Raw genomic sequence first — 17,797 nt, 5'->3', positions numbered from 1 at the left:
CCTCTACTTTCCTGCATCTACTTTATAAGAGAATTTACCGAAGGCTCGTAACTTGAACAGATCAAGTGCATAGAACTTGACCGGCAGTCCATTCGCTCGAGAGGTATTTATCCGCATTTCGAGAATAAGATGCTTGACTTTTGTAAAGTTTCTGAAGTCGGCATTTAGGAGAGTCATTTTGATACTGTCTTTAGCTGCCGCAATTACACGGTCATCAGAGCCAACGGTTGCTCCTTTTATTGTAAGTACTGAATCATTTCCGGTATTTTTGGGAATGATATTCATTACTGTCTTATAATCTTTGTCAACAAATCTGCCACTAACCCTCAAACCTGCTGCAAATCCGTTTTCAAATACCATGGTCACATCTGCAGAATTGGAATTGTTGAGCTTGGCAGTATCTCCGGTTGCAATGTCTACAGCTACAGTGTCAGAAATCGTACCGTTGGTAATACCAACATGGAATGGGAAATCCAGTTTGCCGATACCATAAACCGAGTCTATCATCTGAGCAGTACCCTCTTTAAAGTTGGGATTCAGAGTGGTAACACCAACAACCGTCATACGGTTTGGAAGTGTATTCTGGAAAGCCAGAATAAACTGCTCCACTTTCACAGGGTCAAGTTTGATGGTGGTTTGTCCGGTACCGAGTGTCGTGACAGGAAGATCCAGTTCAGCGGTATTTACTCCGTTTGTTCCTTTAAGTTTACCGGTAAACCTCACTTCGAAACTCGTTGCTTTCTGAACTATTAATTTTATATCAGAATCCTGAAGATCGAGTTTTCCGAATCTGAATTTACCTTGCAAGTCGTTTAGATTAATTCCGATATCTGTCTCTACAATTCTGAGCTGTACCGGTTTCACTTTTCCTGTGATACTCGAAATTACGAGATTTGTCATGGAAACAGTGGAAACCAGACTGTCTGTACTAAGAAGTGTATTTACAACTCCCGGCTGAACAGTATTTGTTGCAGACGCCGAATAGGTGATTGTGTTCTTAAGTACGCCTCCGGAATTTACAGTGTAATCTTTCAGACTTGGAATCGAGAAAGTCCCTGTTCCTTTTGCAGGAACATTTATCACCTGACTGAATGCTGATCCGTCCGGTTTTTTCAACTCGTTAACACTCATCGTGACCTGAAGAGGCATGTCTATGGAGTTCTTAACAGAGATATCCAATTTTCCCGAATCAAATTTCATCAGGGAATACTGAGTGGAGTCATCTATCGCCACCACATCACTTTTCACAATTGGATTTTGCTGAGGAATTACAGTCTTGACACCGCTCACACTGAGATTTGCGAAATCGGCTGTAATCTTTGTAACCGGATTAGCCGGAAGGAGAACCGACTGCCCACTGCTGCCCGTTGATGATAAGAGCACCTCAATCCTTAAGGAGTCCACCAATTTCTGTCCCGTAAGTGGGAACGATATGGTTCTTTCCTGATTCTGAGTCAGTGTGAATGCTGTATTATCGGTAAGCAGACGGGAGTTTTCAGCTATTGAAGCCCCTCTGTATGTGTAGTTCTTTCCTGCTCTCACGATAATCCTGCTGATGCTCAAGGGAATGGGGCCATTTTCGTTTCTTAATTTCAGGGACATGGTGCCACCATCAAATTCAGCCACTTCGAAAGAACTGATCTTCTTGATATCCTGAACCACCAATGTGTTGGTAATCGGGGGAACAATCTGATTCTGACCCGGCGTAACATTAAGCCACTGGGTCATTTTTATCTCTTCACTAATGGACGCAACAGCGTTCACCTTGATGGCACCAATGGTTGTCTTTATGCTCTTCACAGGAGCATCAAGTGTCATTCTGTTTTCAATCTTGACAGAGTTGAGATCCTGAAGCTGTTCATAAATTATTATGGCGGTGTCGCTTCTCACTTTCAGGTTTGCTGTATCTCTCTCTACAATCTCCTTTAAAGTGTAGGACCTGTTCACGAACGGTAGATTAAGTTCGACATCCCACACAGGGGCAATCGGCTCCTTGATCTCACACCCGGATAAGAGCAATAGTGACAATACGGCGATTATACCGGTAATTCCGGTAAAACTCTTCTTAAAATGCTTCATTGCGATCTCGGTTCTATAATTATTAACGATAACTATTAAAATTAGTTATAATTTGAATTGTTTGCAAATGATTTATTTATAATCGGGGCTTTTTATGAAAAAAAAGAGCACTAAAAGGCAAATACAGGTTATATCCTGCATTTTCCTTCAAATGCTCTCTAAATTTATGCGTCCACTCGACTCTTTGCGATTTACTTGAGCAGCAGCATTTTTTTACTGATTACGACACTCCCGGCTCTCAGTTCATACATATACATTCCTGAGGGCAAACCTGCAGCATCGAATGATGCCTCATAGACTCCGGCTTCCTTCGATTCATTCACCAGTCTGGCCACTTCCGTTCCCATTATGTCAAATACTCTGATCAGCACATCCGACCTTTCGGGTACTGAATAGCGAATCTTTGTGGAAGGGTTAAACGGGTTTGGATAATTTTGATCGAGAGCGAATGCAGACGGTATCTCTGTTATCGTTTCATTCGTCGAGGTCAGACTTCCCTGAGTACTTCCAACGAGATCTGAAAAATGGGATACTCTTACTCTTATGGAATCAGGAAACAGCTCTGTGGTAATTCCCGTCAGATCAAATGTATTTGTTGCAGTCAGGTAAGCAAATGCCAGCACAGCAACAGGATTGATACCTGCCATTGTGAGGAATTGATTGAACTGTTGCGACCGCATCAGGACCAGCCTGAATTTGTTTGGTGATGCGAAATTGAAAGGTGAACCCAATGGATCAAGTCCGTTAAATGAGTAAACCTCTATCCTCCAGTTGATAAACAGGTTTGCCAGATTTGCGGGATTGAATAATCCATTGGAACAATTTACTCCGTTCAGCGTAATTCGTACCTGAATATCCTGGTTTATACACCCGTCTTCAAACATGATGTATGAGCCAACCATTGCGTTGTAGAGTGATTGTGCAACATTATAAGGTGCAGGAAGATTCTTTGCTTGAAAAGCATATTTCTGCCCCTCACGAATGGTGTCATTCCAAATGGAAAACTGCGGTGCGTTTGTGCATTTGATGGAGATGACCACATTAATCTTGTTCTGTTGAGCAAACAATATGCCCGAGAACAGAATAACAACCATGAAAAGTGTAAATCTTTTCATATGGACTCCTTGTGATGATGATGTTGTTGTGTTATTAAAACCTATTAGGCGGCAACCCGAAGGGTTACCTTAGTTGCATATATTGGGAACGAAATTTAACAAATAAACAGACAAATGCAACACTTTTTAATCGAAAAATATTACTATTGCCTATAGAAGTGATGCAGATCAAAAAAAAAGCTGCCTTTTAAGGGGCAGCTTCAAAAATAATCGATCAGTTAAACTTTTCCGTCTTGGGAGGCGGAAACCCAAAAGCAGGCTCCTGTTGAAAATCGACATTTATTTCACCGAATCTGGATTCATATTTATCGATGTTATCAGCCAGGGCTCTTAGCAGCATCTTGGCATGCTGTGGTGTCGTTATTATCCTCGACATCACTTTTGCCTTCTGAATACCCGGGAGTATCCTTGTAAAATCGATCACAAATTCCGCAGGGGAATGTGTGATGAAAGCGAGGTTGGAATAAATTCCTTCCGCCTCTTTCTCTCCAAGCTCCACATTGAGTTGTTGCTGTTGAGGTATTGCTGTATCTTTTGGATTCTGATTCATTGTTATTTCATTTCTGATAAAATTTTCTGAATTTCTTCAGCTTCTTTTGTTTTGCTCAATCTCGAGTAAGCTTTGAAAAGAAGGTCATAGCCTCTTCTCTCTTTTGGTGCTTTCTCGGTAAATTTCTTGGCGTTTTCTACACAAAGTTCGAATTTAGGATTAGCCTGTGGTCTTCCGTCCTCTTTCATCTGATCTGCTTTCTTAAGGATGGTAAGTCCCCAGTTGTAGTAAGCAAATGCTTCGTAGTAGTAGGCTTCATAGAAAGTAGGGTCAATCTTCAGAATCTCAGCGAACTCAACAACTGATGCTGTATAGTTCTGAATATTTGTGAGGAAAATACCGTAGTAGAGTCTGCTAAGTTTGTTTGTCGGGTTTTTCTTTACTTCACCCTCAAAAAGTGCGGCACCTTCTTCTGCCTGATTCAGATAGCCATAAACCATTGCAAGAGTTGCTAACAGGGTTTCATCACCGGGGTGTTTGTTCAAGCCTGTGATTGCTGTCTTTTTAGCAGTTGTAAAATTATCCTGAGCAGCTACGCTGTCTGCGCTGTTTTTATTTGCTTTGTAGGCAGTATTTTTAGCTTCACCTCTTTTTATGTAAATTTCGGCGAGCTGAGCATATGCATAGCTTGGTCCCTGTTTGTCAATAATGGTCTGAAGTACGGGGATGGCTTTGTCTGTTTCGCCTTTGTTCAAATAGATCATGGAAACTATTTTGTAGGCTTCAATTGAATCGGGCTCAAGTGAAATCGCTGTATTGAATTTCTCAATTGCTTTATCGAGAAACATTGCTGTCGTATCTTTCGATTTCGACTGTGCAGCTTTGTTATAGTTGTTTACACCGGCATTGAACGATTCTGCCCAGGTAGCCTGTGTAAGAGCATCAATCTCTTTTTTGAATTTCGAGCTGATCTCAAGTGATTTGTTGAAATTGTAAACCATTCCTTTGATATCTTCTTTTTCTTTTTTCACGATTCCAAGAAGATAGTAACCTTCGTCACTTTTCGGGTTTTTTGCAATTTCCTTGTCCAATGATTCAGCGGCTTTTTCCCAATTCTTCTGCTGAATGTAAAGTTTTGCGCTTGACATTTCTGCGGAAGAACACTGATATCCCGAGAACATCAATCCCAGAAGGATCATTCCTGACAAGAGGATGTTAATTCTTTTCATTTTTTCTCCAAAGTTTCACAAATTATGGTACCCTAAATTACTCAAAATTCATTGTTTAAACAAGATTTATAACCGGCATTCTATTATTTTATCAAACTATCCTCAAACAAAATTGATTTTCTTCTCTAATAATGATAAATTTAGTATTTAAAAAGAGGTTTTTATTGACAACTGAAGAAATTATTAAAACTGTACCCAAGGTGCTCCTGCATGAACACCTTGACGGGACTTTGAGACCCGAGACCATTATTGAACTCGCCCGTGAAACGGGATACGATAAACTGCCAACTCAGGACCCAGTGGAACTGAGGAACTGGTTCCACCGTGGAGCCAACAAGGGTAACCTCGTTGAATACCTGCAGGGTTTCGAACACACATGTGCTGTAATGCAAACGAGAGAGGCTCTCACAAGAGTTGCTTTCGAGATGATTGAAGACATGTACAATGACGGTGTTTGTTATGTGGAAATAAGGTTTGCTCCCATTTTCCATACTCTCAAAGGGCTTTACATGGATGATGTGGTTTCTGCCGTCCTTGAAGGTCTTGAAGAGGGAAAGGCTAAGTATAAAGTCGAATTCGGCCTGATCCTCTGCGGAATGAGGAACATGAAAGATACACTTGAAATTGCTGAACTTGCAGTAAATTTCAGGGAAAAAGGTGTCGTTGGTTTCGATCTCGCAGGTGAAGAAGGCGGTTATCCCCCAAAAAAGCATATCGAAGCGTTTCAGTATATCCAAAGAGAGAATTTCAATATTACCATCCATGCCGGTGAGGCCTTTGGCAAGGAATCAATCTGGCAGGCAATTCAATGGTGTGGAGCCCACAGAATCGGTCACGGTACAAGACTCGTGGAAGACATGATTATAGCTGAAGATGGTCAAACAGTTACAGGAATGGGTGACCTTGCCCAGTATGTGCTCGACAAAAGAATTCCGATTGAGTGCTGCCTCCTGAGCAATGTACACACAGGAGCTGTTGAATCCCTTGAAAAGCACCCCTTCAAGATTCTCTACAAAAACAAATTCAGAGTCACGATCAACACCGACAACTGTCTGATGAGTGATACCACGATGACCAAGGAATTTGTAACAGCAGTTCAGATTTTTGACCTCCACCTCGACGATGTGGAAAAAATAACAATTAATGCAATGAAATCCGCTTTTATCCATCATAATGAGAGGATCCGCCTCATTTACGATGTGATTAAACCGGGATATCTGAAAATGAGAGAAAAACTCACTTCACTTCAATTATAGGATAACATGAAGATCGCGCTTAGAAATTATACACTCGATATCGAAAAAAGTGATAAAAAAGTACTGACACAGTTTGTGAAACAGGCTGTAAAACAGACGAGTGGAAGTCAGGAAGTCGGAATGGTTAAACAGAACAGAATCTTCTCCACCATTCTCGACAAAATCAATGAATCCGATTCCGTAAAGTTTACCAAAGATGAGTATTTTACTCTGAAAAACATGGTCGTGGCGAACCACAACCACTTGAAAAAACAGATAAGCAAAGCAGGTTTTTTCAAAAAGTTTTTTTTCTCCTCGCTTGAAAAACAGTACGGAAAACTCTTGACCAAATATTTTCAGGAAAAATAGTGATGGTAAAGGAAGAAAGAATTATCAGAGCTCCTCACGGTTCCACCCTCTCCTGCAAGGGATGGGTGCAGGAAGCTGCGATGAGAATGTTGATGAATAATCTCGACCCCGAAGTTGCAGAAAATCCTGCAGAACTTATTGTCTATGGCGGTAAAGGGAAAGCAGCCCGCAACTGGGAATCGTTCGATGCAATTGTTGAATCACTGAAACAACTCGAAAACGATGAAACCCTTCTTGTTCAATCGGGTAAACCTGTTGCAATTTTCAGAAGTCATCCGGATGCTCCCAGGGTTCTTATTTCGAATTCGATGCTGGTGCCCCGCTGGGCAAACTGGGACGAATTCCGCCGTCTTGAAGCCCTCGGACTCACCATGTACGGTCAAATGACAGCCGGCAGTTGGATATACATCGGCACTCAAGGCATTCTGCAGGGGACCTACGAGACATTCGCTGAGTGTGCCCGCCAGAAATTCGGCGGATCACTTAAAGGGAAACTCCTTCTCACCTCCGGTCTCGGAGGAATGGGAGGAGCACAGCCTCTTGCTGCCACCATGAACGGTGCCACATTCCTCGGAATTGATGTCGACAAATCCAGAATTCAGAAAAGAATTGAGACAGGTTACATCGATATTCTTAGTGAAGACCTCGACGAAGCTCTGAAAATCGTTCTCGATGCCAAAGAATCTGGTGCCAACATCTCAGTTGGTCTTGTTGGAAATGCTGCCGATATTCTTCCCGAACTCCTGAAGAGAAATGTAATCCCCGATATCGTTACTGATCAGACATCTGCTCACGATACATTGAATGGTTATGTGCCAATGGGGATGTCGTTCGAACAGGCTCTTGCACTTCGGAAATCAGACCCAGACAAGTATATTACCCTTGCGAAGGAAACTATTGTTGTTCATCTGAAAGCGATGCTCGAATTCCAAAAACGGGGTTCGGTCACTTTCGATTATGGAAACAATATCCGTGGCGAGGCACAGGCAAATGGCGTGGAAAATGCTTTCGATATACCCGGATTTGTTCCGGAGTACATTCGTCCGCTTTTCTGCGACGGAAGCGGTCCTTTCCGTTGGGCAGCCCTTTCGGGTGACCCGGAAGATATCTATGTAACCGACGAGGCCGTTAAAGCTGCATTTCCTGAAAACACTTCTCTTATCAACTGGCTTGAGCTTGCAAGAAAAAAAGTCCATTTCCAGGGACTTCCTGCGAGAATATGCTGGCTAAGCTATGGTGACAGGGCTAAAATGGGATTGATTTTCAATCAGCTCGTAGCGGATAAAAAAGTGAAAGCTCCAATTGTAATTGGCAGAGATCATCTTGACTGCGGTTCTGTAGCATCCCCTTACAGGGAAACAGAAGCAATGAAAGACGGCAGCGATGCCATTGCCGACTGGCCCATCCTTAACGCTCTCATTAACGCTGTTAACGGTGCCTCATGGATATCAGTCCATCACGGTGGTGGTGTTGGAATTGGTAATTCCATTCATGCCGGGATGGTTATTGTAGCTGATGGCACGCCCGAGGCTGCAAAAAGAATAGAAAGAGTCCTTACTTCAGACCCCGGTATGGGAATAGTAAGACACGCAGACGCCGGCTACGACCGGGCAAAAGAAAACGCCCGCAACAAGTCGGTTAAAATACCCATGTTGAAATAATCATACGGAGAAAAATATGTCACTTAAAGTATTGATCGCTGATCAGTTTCCTGAAAAATATATTAATATACTGAGATCAAAAGATATTGAAGTACTCTATCAACCAAAACTCGGCGAAAACGATCTTCCTGAAGCTGCAAAAGATGTTGATATTATCGTTGTCCGTTCCACTAAAGTCAACGAACAGACTATTAATGCAGCCGAAAGGTTGAATCTCATTGTTCGTGCAGGCGCCGGTGTGAATAACATCAATATCCCCGCTGCCAACAAAAAAGGTGTATATGTAACCAACTGCCCCGGCAAAAACTCGATTGCAGTAGCAGAGCTTGCAATAGGTTTGATGGTTGCCATCGACCGTAAAATCCCCGACAATGTGATCGACTTCAGAAATGGTGTCTGGAACAAAGGTCTCTACTCGAAAGCCCAGGGAATTTACGGGAAAAACCTCGGAATCATCGGTTTTGGTAACATCGGCAAAGAAGTTGCCGCAAGAGCTACCGCTTTTGGTATGAATGTTTACGCTAAAGATATCTCCCGCGTTGAAGGTTACGGTGTAAAAGAATTTTCTGAAATGGATAAAATTCTTCCAATTCTCGACATAATCACCATCCATCTTCCTCTGACTGACGGTACAAGAAAACTTTTCAACAAAGACATGTTTAAGTTGATGAAACCAAACAGTATCCTTATCAACACTTCCCGCGCCGAAGTAATTGATGAAGATGCCCTCCTCGAAGCTATCGAAGAGAAAAACATCTTCTGTGGATTCGATGTGTTCACCGGCGAACCGGAAGGTAAGGCAGGTGAGGTATCATCAAAACTGATGAACAACAAAAACATCTACATCACCCATCACATCGGTGCATCCACCGAACAGGCTCAGGATGCTGTAGCAGAAGAAACTGTGAATATCATCAGAGGCTACATTAACAGTGGTGTTATTGCTCACTGGGTAAACAAAGCCCGTTGGGAAGAATCTCATTACCAGCTCATCGTAAAACACTACGACAAACCGGGTGTTATCGCTTCAATCCTTAATGTAATGAAAAAAGATGAAGTGAATATCGAAGAGGTTGAAAATGAAGTGTTTGCCGGTGGTTTGGTTGCCAAATGTACCGTCAAATTAAAACAACCTCTCACTGACGGTGTCCTTGAAGAAATCAGGAACATCCCTGAAATCATCAATTTGGCGCATGTGGCACTTTAGAGCTATTAGCTATGAACTATGATCTATGAGCTGATCTTGCGATTTTGTTTGTAGCCATACGAAGTTGTTTATTACCGGAATGTGAAGTCTGACTTTGTATTCCGGTTTTTTATTTTAAATCGGGGTTTTGTGAAGTTCCGGACTGAGGTGTAACTGCTTAGGGGATTAGACGAGAGTATATTCGGGAATGTCTTCTGTCAGATTGTAGTAGTACGGTACAGAAATCAGGTTCTTGAGTGATTCGACAATTTCATCACTGAATTCAAACGAAAGATGATGAAGGTTTTCCTGAAGGTATTCCAGCGTTCTTTCAGATACACCGGTTGTTGAAAGCCAGTCGCCCCCGAACTCGAAAAGGGCATCGTTCATTTCCTTCACTTTCCGGTGAACCGATTCAAGTGCCTCTTCCCTGGATGCAACGAGTATGTATGAAATGGCGGGATACTGGAGGCATTCGGTTGCTTCCTCCGCAATGTTCATTCCCAGTTCATATCTGCCGGAAAGATAGTTGTCATCCCCAGCTACCAAAAGATTTTCCACCTGACCGATATCACCACTGTAGGAGGTCATTTTGGGGTCGATTCCGTACAATTCCCTGAAGATCACTCTCACCAGAGTAATATCATGAAATGAAATATCGCCTTTCATGGTGATTTCATTTACATCCTTTTCACCCGGTTTGAAGTAGAGAAAGTTTGTGGAGAATACCGAATCAGCCACAATTCCGTAGAGACTGGAAACGACGAAATCGCCTCCTTTGTGCAGATCAAGAGGTGGTACAAGGGCAAGGTCTATTTCTCTGTTTTTTACTGCATCGAGAAGTTTGGAAACGGGGAGGAACAATATTTCACACTCAAGCTTGCTCTTTAAAAATGTGGCAAACATGCTCGTGACAATATTCGGGGAGATACCTAATTTCATTTCGTAATAAAAAAAAGAGGCTGCAGCAAACTACTCTGCCGCAGCCTGTTTATCGCAAAACAACAAAAATTAACGAAGGTTCTTTGATTTGATCTTGGCTGCTTTTCCTGAAAGATCTCTGAGATAATAAAGTTTGGCTCTGCGAACCTTACCTTCTCTTACCAGTTCAACTTTTGCAACCTTGGGGGAGTTGAAAGGAAAAATTCTTTCTACACCAACGCCGCTTGAAATCTTGCGGACGGTGAATGTCTTGTTTTCAAGGCTTCCCTTGATACCAATTACATCACCTTCGAATGGCTGAATTCTTTCCTTGTCTCCTTCAATTACCCTTACATGAACTCTGACCCTGTCACCAATATTGAAATCGGCGAATTCGGATCTTTTTTCCTCCGGGATGAAATCATAGAGGCTTGTCATACCTGTGCTCCAATCTTATTTATCTTTTTCCAATAGTCTGTTAAAATTTTTGATTGATCTTCCCGCCATTCCCTCACTTTTCCGTGATCTCCCTGAAGCAATACTTCAGGAACGGACAAGCCTTGGAACTCCGCAGGTCTCGTATAGCATGGTGCACCAATCATATCACCATCCTGGAATGAATCGTCCAATGCCGACTCGCTGTCATTCAATACACCCGGTATTATTCTGACAACGGAATCAACCAGAACCATGGCGAGCAGTTCACCACCTGTAAGGACAAAATTGCCTATCGATACTATCTCTGTGGCAAAGGCTTCCCTTACTCTGTCGTCTATTCCCTTGTAGTGACCGCAAATTATCATTATGTTTTCCATCAGTGAATACCTGTTGGCATCCTGCTGATCATAAATTTTACCATGCGGTGCGGTAAAAATTATCGCGTCATAATCTCTTTCAGACTTCAGTTTCTGAATACAATCGAAGAAGGGTTCCACTTTAAGAACCATTCCGGCACCACCTCCGAAAGGTTTATCATCTATCATGCGATGTTTGTCGTATGCGTGATCCCTCAGGTTGTGGACATGTATCTCAACTTTGCCTTTTGTTTGTCCCCTTTTTATGATACTGTTGTTCAACGGGCCATCGAAGAACCCGGGAACAGCACTTATAATATCAATTCTCATCGTCATAACCCGGGAAATCGTCGCTCAACACGAGAAGTTTCCCTTCAGGTGAAAATGACTTTATGAACTCCTTTACCGCAGGAACGAGTGTTTCTTTTCCCTCTTTCGAAACCACATACACATCATTCGCCGGTAATACCATCACATCTTCTATAATACCCAGCTCCTGATCCTTGTAGACCACCTTGCTTCCAATCAGATCATGTATGTAAAAAGTATCTTCAGGAAGTGCAGCTATCTCAGTCTCAGGTATAAACAATTCCTTGCCCGTGAACATCTCAACATCCTTGTCGGAATCAAACTTCTCGAACTTGACAAGCAAATCCTCACCGTCAAATTTCACCTTCTCAATCTTGAGAGATTTCAAAGAAGCATAGAACTCCACAAAGACCGTTTTAAGTTTAAAAAAACGGTCAGGAAAATCGGAGAAAGACTGTAATCTTAAATAGCCACCTTTACCGTAAACAGAACTTATTTTGGCAATAAGAATATATCCGTCCACAGTAACAGCAGGAATTAATCAACTATTTCAAGAATAACTCGCTTGCCTTCTTTGGCAGCGACTGCAGTCAATAGTGTCCTTATCGCCTGTGCGGTTTTTCCTTGCTTTCCGATAACTTTTCCGATATCATTAGCATCCACCCTCAGTGCGAAGACAACTTTTTTTTCTTCCTCTGATTTGACTTCAACGATAACCTTGTCAGGCGCATCGACAAGATGTTTGGAGATGAATTCAACAAATTCCTTCATTCGGAATCCTCCATTAGAGCAAGGGGCTTTAAGATAGTACTAAGTACAGACCGAACTAAATGTTCTCTTCAGAAGAAGCACCCGTTACTTCTGCTGTACCTTCAGAACTCTTTGGCTCTTCGACTACTACCGGAGCCGGAGCAGCTTTAACTTCTTTTACTGCCGGTGCGGGAATGTTTTTTCCTTCTCTCCATTTAGCCATGTTGGCTTCGATGACATCTGCAGGGAAGTTTTTCCTGAGCATCTGTCTCTTGTAGAGTATACCGGTCTGACGAAGCAAGCTTCTAACTGTGTCTGTTGGCTGTGCACCAAATCCCAACCACTTTAATGCAATCTCTTCATCGATGATTACTGTATGTGGTTCGTCTTTTGGATTATACTGACCAACTGCTTCAAGATATTTGCCATCTCTTGGCACGCGTGAATCTACTGCGACAATTTTATAAACGGGCTGTCTCTTCTTGCCCATTCTTTTGAGTCTTAATTTGACCAAATCTGGTTTCCTCCGGATATCAAAATATGTTATTTCTGTTTTCTAAAAAAGTTATTCTTATTTAATCTGGTGATCATCGTCTGCATCTCTGTGAATTGCTTGATCAACCTGTTCACATCCTGTATTGTGGTGCCACTTCCTCTTGCTATTCTGCGACGGCGACCACCGTTCAATATTTTAGGGTTGCCCCTCTCCACTCTGGTCATCGAATTGATTATAGCCTCAACCTTTACCAGTGCATTATCGTCAACCTGAGCATTTTTCATTTGATTCGGTATCCCCGGTATCATTGAAATAAGGGATGACAAAGAACCCATTTTCTTTATCATCTTTATCTGCTTCAGGAAATCATCAAAATCGAACCTGTTTTTACGCAGCTTCTCTTCAAGTTCTTCCGCATCCTTCTGATCGAACGCCTCCTGAGCTTTTTCAACCAGACTTACAACATCTCCCTTTCCAAGTATTCTCGAAGCGAGACGGTCGGGATAGAATATGTCAATTGCATCGAGCTTCTCACCCGTACTGATGAACTTTATCGGTTTGCCTACCACTTCCCTGATCGAAAGAGCACAACCGCCTCTTGAATCACCATCGAGCTTGGTCAGGACAATTCCGTCGAAATCAACTTTATCGTTAAACGACTTGGCCGAGTTTACAGCATCCTGTCCTGTCATCGAATCAACAACAAAAAGAACCTCTGTTGGTTTCACTAATTCTTTAATATCAGCTACTTCCGACATAAGTTCTTCGTCCACGTGCAATCTTCCCGCTGTATCAATTATGATAACATCGTTACGGTTCTCTTCTGCAAACCTGATTGCATCCCCGGCTATTTTGCGCGCGTCCTTTACCTCGAGCGAAAACACAGGAACATCTATTTGAGCACCGAGTGTTTTTAACTGGTCAATTGCTGCAGGACGATAAATATCCGCAGCCACCAGCAAAGGTCGTTTTCCCATTCCCTTGAATCTTCTGGCAAGCTTCCCTGAAAAGGTGGTTTTACCCGACCCTTGCAAGCCGACAATAAGGAGAATGGTCTTTCCGGAAGGGTTCAGACTCAGTTCCTGCGACGAACCTCCGAGAAGATCAACCAGCTCATCATAAATGATCTTGGTGATCAACTGTCCCGGGGTGATGGAAGTGATAACCTCCTGCCCCATCGCCTTCACCCTGACACGCTCAATAAAATCTTTTGTAACTTTGTAGTTTACATCCGCATCAAGAAGAATTCTTCTTATCTCTCTTACCGTCTCACTAACATTCGACTCGGTAAGCTTCCCTTGCCCTCTTATTTTCTTGAGGGCTAACTCCAGTTTATCGCTAAGATCCTTAAACATTTAAAGGATTAACCTCTAAGGGCATTAGCGCCCGAAACAACTTCCAGGAGCTCTTTGGTAATCGCAGCCTGTCTTGCCTTGTTGTAAGTCAACTTAAGCGAGGAGATAAGCTCTGATGCATTCGTCGTGGCATTCTCCATCGCGGTCATTCTTGCTCCGTGCTCAGCAGCATTGGAATCGAGAAGTGCCTTCCACAATTGTGTTTCAAGATACTGTGGAAGAAGAGAATTCAAAATTTCCTTCTGCGACTTTTCAAAGATAAACAAATCGCCGGAAGTTCCTTCACTTACTTCTATCGGAACAGGTAAAAATTGTGAATGAATCACTTTCTGAGAGATTACCGACTTAAATTCGTTATAAATAAAAGTAACCTTGTCATATTTACCTGAAAGAAATCCCTGTATCGCCGACGGAAGGATTTTACCCACATACGAAAAATTAAGACTGTTGAACAATCCTGTCACATCACCGGCAAGATTTACATCTCTTTTTCTGAAGTGGTCGTAACCTTTTTTTCCTACGGTGAACAACACGGGCTCAATCCCTTTACTCTTCAAATCAGCAACATAATGTGTAGCTTCTTTGATGATATTGGTGTTGAATGCACCGCAAAGTCCTCTGTCAGCGGTTACCACAATGATCAGCTCTGTCTTCACTTCACGCGTTAACACAAAAGGATTGGTGAGCTTGTCATCCTCAGTAAAAAGATTGCTTACAAGACTTCCGAGTTTGTTTGCATAAGGTCTGGCACTCACAATAGCTTCAGTGGCACGACGCAATTTGGCAGCCGCTACCATTTTCATAGCTTTTGTAATCTGCTGGGTGCTTTTTACACCCTTGATTCTGTTCCTTAGGTCTCTAAGAGTTGCCATTTCTTAATGCAATTAATTCTTGAATGTTGCTGAAAATTCTGCAACTGATTTCTTAATAAGTTCTTCAACAGCAGGTTTAATTTCTTTGGCTTCCCTGATTCCTTTAAGGATATCAGGATACTGTCTGTCAATGAACTCGAGATATTCTCTCTCAAACCTCTTAACTGATTCCACAGCGACATTGTCGAGATATCCCTTGGTACCGATAAATACACTCACAACCTGTCTCTCTATAGGAATAGGATGGTAAATGCCCTGTTTGAGCAATTCCACCAGTCTTGCACCTCTAGAAAGGGTTCTTTGTGTTGAAACATCGAGATCACTTCCGAATTTCGCAAATGCCTCGAGTTCTCTGTACTGAGCAAGATCGAGTTTCAAGCTTCCTGCAACCTTCTTCATTGCCTTTATCTGAGCATTACCACCAACACGGGATACGGAGATACCCACATTGATAGCAGGACGAACGCCGGCATTAAAAAGGTTTGGTTCAAGATAAATCTGACCATCTGTAATCGAGATAACATTCGTTGGAATATATGCCGACACATCACCTTGCTGGGTTTCGATGATTGGAAGAGCTGTTAAGCTTCCGCCACCGAGATCATCGCTGAGTTTTGATGCTCTCTCAAGCAATCTTGAGTGGAGATAGAACACATCACCAGGATATGCCTCACGACCCGGAGGTCTTCTCAAAAGGAGTGACAACTCTCTGTAGGCTGCAGCCTGCTTCGAAAGATCATCATAAATTACCAGTGCATGTCTGCCGCTGTCTCTGAAATATTCACCAAGACATGCTCCCGAATATGGAGCAATAAACTGAAGTGGTGCAGGATCTGACGCGGATGCCGAAATAACGGTTGTGTAAGCCATCGCTCCTGTTTCCTGGAGCTTTGCTACCACCTGTGCCACTGTCGATCTTTTCTGTCCGATGGAAACATAGATACAGTAAACAGGATTAACACCGAGGGCTTTTGCTTCCTCAGTGTGTGTAAATTTCTGATTGATTATGGCATCAACTGCAATTGCGGTTTTTCCGGTTTGCCTGTCGCCAATTATAAGCTCTCTCTGTCCTCTTCCGATAGGAATCATGGCATCGATGGCTGTAATACCGGTCTGAAGCGGTTCCTTCACCGGCTGGCGTTGCATTACACCAAGAGCTTTTCTTTCAATTTCCTGATATCCTTCAGCCTTGATGGCGCCTTTACCGTCGAGGGGAATGCCAAGAGGTGTAATCACTCTTCCAAGCATCGCTTCACCAACAGGCATCGAGGCAACTCTTCCGGTTCTCTTTACTTCATCTCCCTCTTTTACAAGAGATGAATCGCCGAAAAGAGCACAACCCACGGAATCTTCCTCGAGGTTGAGAACCATTCCAAAAACATCATTAGGGAACTCAACAAGCTCGCTCGCCATAACTTTGGAAAGACCATATACTCTCGCTATACCATCACCAACGGAAAGAACCGTACCTGTTTCATAGATATCAGCTTCCGATCGCTGGCCGGATAATTGATCTCTTAATATCGAAGCAATTTCATCCGGTTTGATTTTTATCATATCTCAAGTCCCATTTTTAATTTTTGTTTAGTGATTCGCCGGCGCGGCTGAATGTTTTTCTCAGTTTCTTCAACTGATTCCTGACTGATGCATCTATTATTATCTCATCAGTCCTGGCTATAAAACCGCCTACCAATCCGGGATCAGTCTTAACACTCACTTTGAGTTTACACTTAAAGTAGTCTTCAAGCTCTTTCTTAATTCTGGCAGATTCTTCGGGATCAAACTCGAAAGCGGAGGTTATCTCCACCTTCTTGAAACCTCTGTCTTTATCAGAAACATCCAGAAATGCCTGAAACACTTCGTAAGTATTCGAAATTCTCTCTTTTTTGGCGAGGAACCCGATAAATCCGGTTAACGACTCATCAACCTTGCCTTCAAAAATCTTCATGAGGATGGCAAGTTTGTCCGAGTCTTTAAATACAGGAATCCCAATGATTCTCTTAAGGTTGGGGTTTTCGTCGAAAATTCTCAGAATGTCTTCTGCATCCTGAAAAATTTTCTCGAATTCCGGAACCGCACTGATCGAAGAGTAAAGGGTAGAAGCATATTTGACGGCTACCTTGCTGAAAGACATTGTCAGTTGTTCCTTATCTCGTCGATGTATTTATTAACCAACACTTTGTTCTTTTCAGCATCAAGATTAGCTCTGATCACTTTTTCGGCTGCAGCAACGGTAACATCGGCGACTTTCTCAATCACCCTGTCTACCATTTCCCGCTCAAGGTTTACAAGCTCGGAATCGAAATCTTTTCTCTTTTTGTCGAACTCTTCTTTAAGATCATGAGCCATTTTGGCTTTCTGCTCTTCGAAGTATTTCCGGCTTTCCTCGATCTGTCTCTTGGCAGCTTCATCATTTTCCTGACGCACCTTCTCGTTTTGTGCAATCAGCAGATCAGCTTCTTCCTTCGCCTTCTTTGCGGCTTCCAGAGCATCCTTTATCCCCTGTTCTCTTGCATCAAGAGCACTGAGAATAGGCTTCCAGGCATATTTGGCAAGAACAAGTAGCAATACAATGAATGTGAGAGTGGTCCAAAAAGCCAGACCGCCATTCACATCAAGCAAACTTGGCTTGCTGCCAGCATCCGAAGCTGTTAGAAAGACAAACGAACTAAAAGTCATTTTATTACCTTCTGGTTAATTAGCCTTATTTACCGGCGAGGATGAAGCAAATAACCAATGCGAACAGTGAGATACCTTCAATAAGAGCTGCTGCAATGATCATAGTGGTTCTGATACCACCACCTGCTTCAGGCTGACGGCCTGTTGCTTCCATTGCTGCGGCTGCCAATTTACCAATACCAAAGCCACCGCCGATGATTGTTAAAGCTGCACCGATACCGGCTGCCAAATGAGCTAAATCCATTTCATTCCTCCGT

The 17,797-nt window shown here is 42.7% G+C and carries 20 protein-coding genes; 4 read left to right on the top strand and 16 right to left on the bottom strand.

All coding sequences use genetic code 11. From position 1 onward, the window contains the following. Positions 1–3: 3 nt before the first annotated feature. The 4 genes from J0L60_05830 to J0L60_05815 form a co-directional block, all read right to left on the bottom strand. The gene (locus J0L60_05830; GenBank protein ID MBN8545641.1) at positions 4–2,079 is read right to left on the bottom strand and encodes a hypothetical protein; all 2,076 of its coding nucleotides are present in this window, start codon (positions 2,077–2,079) and stop codon (positions 4–6) included. A 191-nt stretch (positions 2,080–2,270) separates the two neighbouring features. Continuing rightward, positions 2,271–3,194, bottom strand: coding sequence for a T9SS type A sorting domain-containing protein (locus tag J0L60_05825; GenBank protein MBN8545640.1), 924 nt, complete (start codon positions 3,192–3,194; stop codon positions 2,271–2,273). A gap of 214 nt (positions 3,195–3,408) precedes the next feature. Continuing rightward, positions 3,409–3,744: a DUF3467 domain-containing protein gene (locus tag J0L60_05820; protein ID MBN8545639.1), complete on the bottom strand. Its 336-nt coding sequence runs from the start codon at positions 3,742–3,744 to the stop codon at positions 3,409–3,411. A gap of 2 nt (positions 3,745–3,746) precedes the next feature. Next, a complete protein-coding gene (locus tag J0L60_05815; protein ID MBN8545638.1) occupies positions 3,747–4,913 on the bottom strand; it encodes a hypothetical protein in 1,167 nt (388 codons plus the stop codon). 131 nt (positions 4,914–5,044) lie between these two features. Between J0L60_05815 and J0L60_05810 the strand changes: the two genes are divergently transcribed. Genes J0L60_05810 through J0L60_05795 form a run of 4 tightly spaced genes read left to right on the top strand, consistent with a single transcriptional unit; the run spans position 5,045 to position 9,385 of the window. Next, positions 5,045–6,169, top strand: a complete 1,125-nt coding sequence (locus J0L60_05810) for an adenosine deaminase (protein ID MBN8545637.1) — start codon at positions 5,045–5,047, stop codon at positions 6,167–6,169. A gap of 6 nt (positions 6,170–6,175) precedes the next feature. Next, the gene (locus J0L60_05805) at positions 6,176–6,517 is read left to right on the top strand and encodes a hypothetical protein (protein ID MBN8545636.1); all 342 of its coding nucleotides are present in this window, start codon (positions 6,176–6,178) and stop codon (positions 6,515–6,517) included. Between the two features lie 2 nt (positions 6,518–6,519). Next, entirely contained in the window at positions 6,520–8,178 is a 1,659-nt protein-coding gene (gene hutU, locus J0L60_05800) for a urocanate hydratase (GenBank protein MBN8545635.1), read from the top strand. A gap of 16 nt (positions 8,179–8,194) precedes the next feature. Beyond that, entirely contained in the window at positions 8,195–9,385 is a 1,191-nt protein-coding gene (locus tag J0L60_05795; GenBank protein ID MBN8545634.1) for a phosphoglycerate dehydrogenase, read from the top strand. 165 nt (positions 9,386–9,550) lie between these two features. Here the strand turns inward: J0L60_05795 and J0L60_05790 are convergent, their stop codons facing one another. The 12 genes from J0L60_05790 to J0L60_05735 form a co-directional block, all read right to left on the bottom strand. Further along, positions 9,551–10,306 carry a hypothetical protein gene (locus J0L60_05790; protein MBN8545633.1) on the bottom strand — a complete coding sequence of 252 codons (756 nt, stop codon included), beginning with the start codon at positions 10,304–10,306 and terminating at the stop codon, positions 9,551–9,553. A 69-nt stretch (positions 10,307–10,375) separates the two neighbouring features. Continuing rightward, positions 10,376–10,723, bottom strand: coding sequence for a 50S ribosomal protein L19 (gene rplS, locus J0L60_05785; GenBank protein MBN8545632.1), 348 nt, complete (start codon positions 10,721–10,723; stop codon positions 10,376–10,378). Continuing rightward, complete coding sequence (gene trmD / locus J0L60_05780) at positions 10,720–11,409, bottom strand: tRNA (guanosine(37)-N1)-methyltransferase TrmD (GenBank protein MBN8545631.1); 690 nt, start codon at positions 11,407–11,409, stop codon at positions 10,720–10,722. Before trmD ends, rplS begins: the two co-directional genes overlap by 4 nt. Beyond that, positions 11,399–11,911 (bottom strand): 16S rRNA processing protein RimM, encoded by a 513-nt coding sequence (gene rimM / locus J0L60_05775; protein ID MBN8545630.1) that lies wholly within the window; start codon positions 11,909–11,911, stop codon positions 11,399–11,401. Before rimM ends, trmD begins: the two co-directional genes overlap by 11 nt. 14 nt (positions 11,912–11,925) lie before the next feature. Beyond that, positions 11,926–12,159 (bottom strand): KH domain-containing protein, encoded by a 234-nt coding sequence (locus tag J0L60_05770; GenBank protein ID MBN8545629.1) that lies wholly within the window; start codon positions 12,157–12,159, stop codon positions 11,926–11,928. Positions 12,160–12,214: 55 nt separating this feature from the next. After that, complete coding sequence (gene rpsP, locus J0L60_05765) at positions 12,215–12,628, bottom strand: 30S ribosomal protein S16 (GenBank protein MBN8545628.1); 414 nt, start codon at positions 12,626–12,628, stop codon at positions 12,215–12,217. Positions 12,629–12,681: 53 nt separating this feature from the next. Continuing rightward, the gene (gene ffh, locus J0L60_05760; protein ID MBN8545627.1) at positions 12,682–13,989 is read right to left on the bottom strand and encodes a signal recognition particle protein; all 1,308 of its coding nucleotides are present in this window, start codon (positions 13,987–13,989) and stop codon (positions 12,682–12,684) included. 8 nt (positions 13,990–13,997) lie between these two features. Continuing rightward, positions 13,998–14,861, bottom strand: coding sequence for an ATP synthase F1 subunit gamma (gene atpG / locus J0L60_05755; GenBank protein MBN8545626.1), 864 nt, complete (start codon positions 14,859–14,861; stop codon positions 13,998–14,000). 12 nt (positions 14,862–14,873) lie between these two features. Further along, positions 14,874–16,418 carry a F0F1 ATP synthase subunit alpha gene (locus J0L60_05750; GenBank protein ID MBN8545625.1) on the bottom strand — a complete coding sequence of 515 codons (1,545 nt, stop codon included), beginning with the start codon at positions 16,416–16,418 and terminating at the stop codon, positions 14,874–14,876. 16 nt (positions 16,419–16,434) lie between these two features. Next, positions 16,435–16,995 (bottom strand): ATP synthase F1 subunit delta, encoded by a 561-nt coding sequence (gene atpH / locus J0L60_05745; protein ID MBN8545624.1) that lies wholly within the window; start codon positions 16,993–16,995, stop codon positions 16,435–16,437. A 2-nt stretch (positions 16,996–16,997) separates the two neighbouring features. Further along, the gene (gene atpF, locus J0L60_05740) at positions 16,998–17,540 is read right to left on the bottom strand and encodes a F0F1 ATP synthase subunit B (protein ID MBN8545623.1); all 543 of its coding nucleotides are present in this window, start codon (positions 17,538–17,540) and stop codon (positions 16,998–17,000) included. 25 nt (positions 17,541–17,565) lie between these two features. Then, a complete protein-coding gene (locus J0L60_05735; GenBank protein MBN8545622.1) occupies positions 17,566–17,784 on the bottom strand; it encodes an ATP synthase F0 subunit C in 219 nt (72 codons plus the stop codon). Between the last annotated feature and the right edge of the window lie 13 nt (positions 17,785–17,797).

The organism is Ignavibacteria bacterium, from assembly GCA_017302895.1.
Lineage (GTDB): Bacteria > Bacteroidota > Ignavibacteria > Ignavibacteriales > Ignavibacteriaceae > UTCHB3.
The sequence above is the reverse complement of the archived record's forward strand: the minus strand, read 5'-3'. Positions and strand labels throughout refer to the sequence as shown.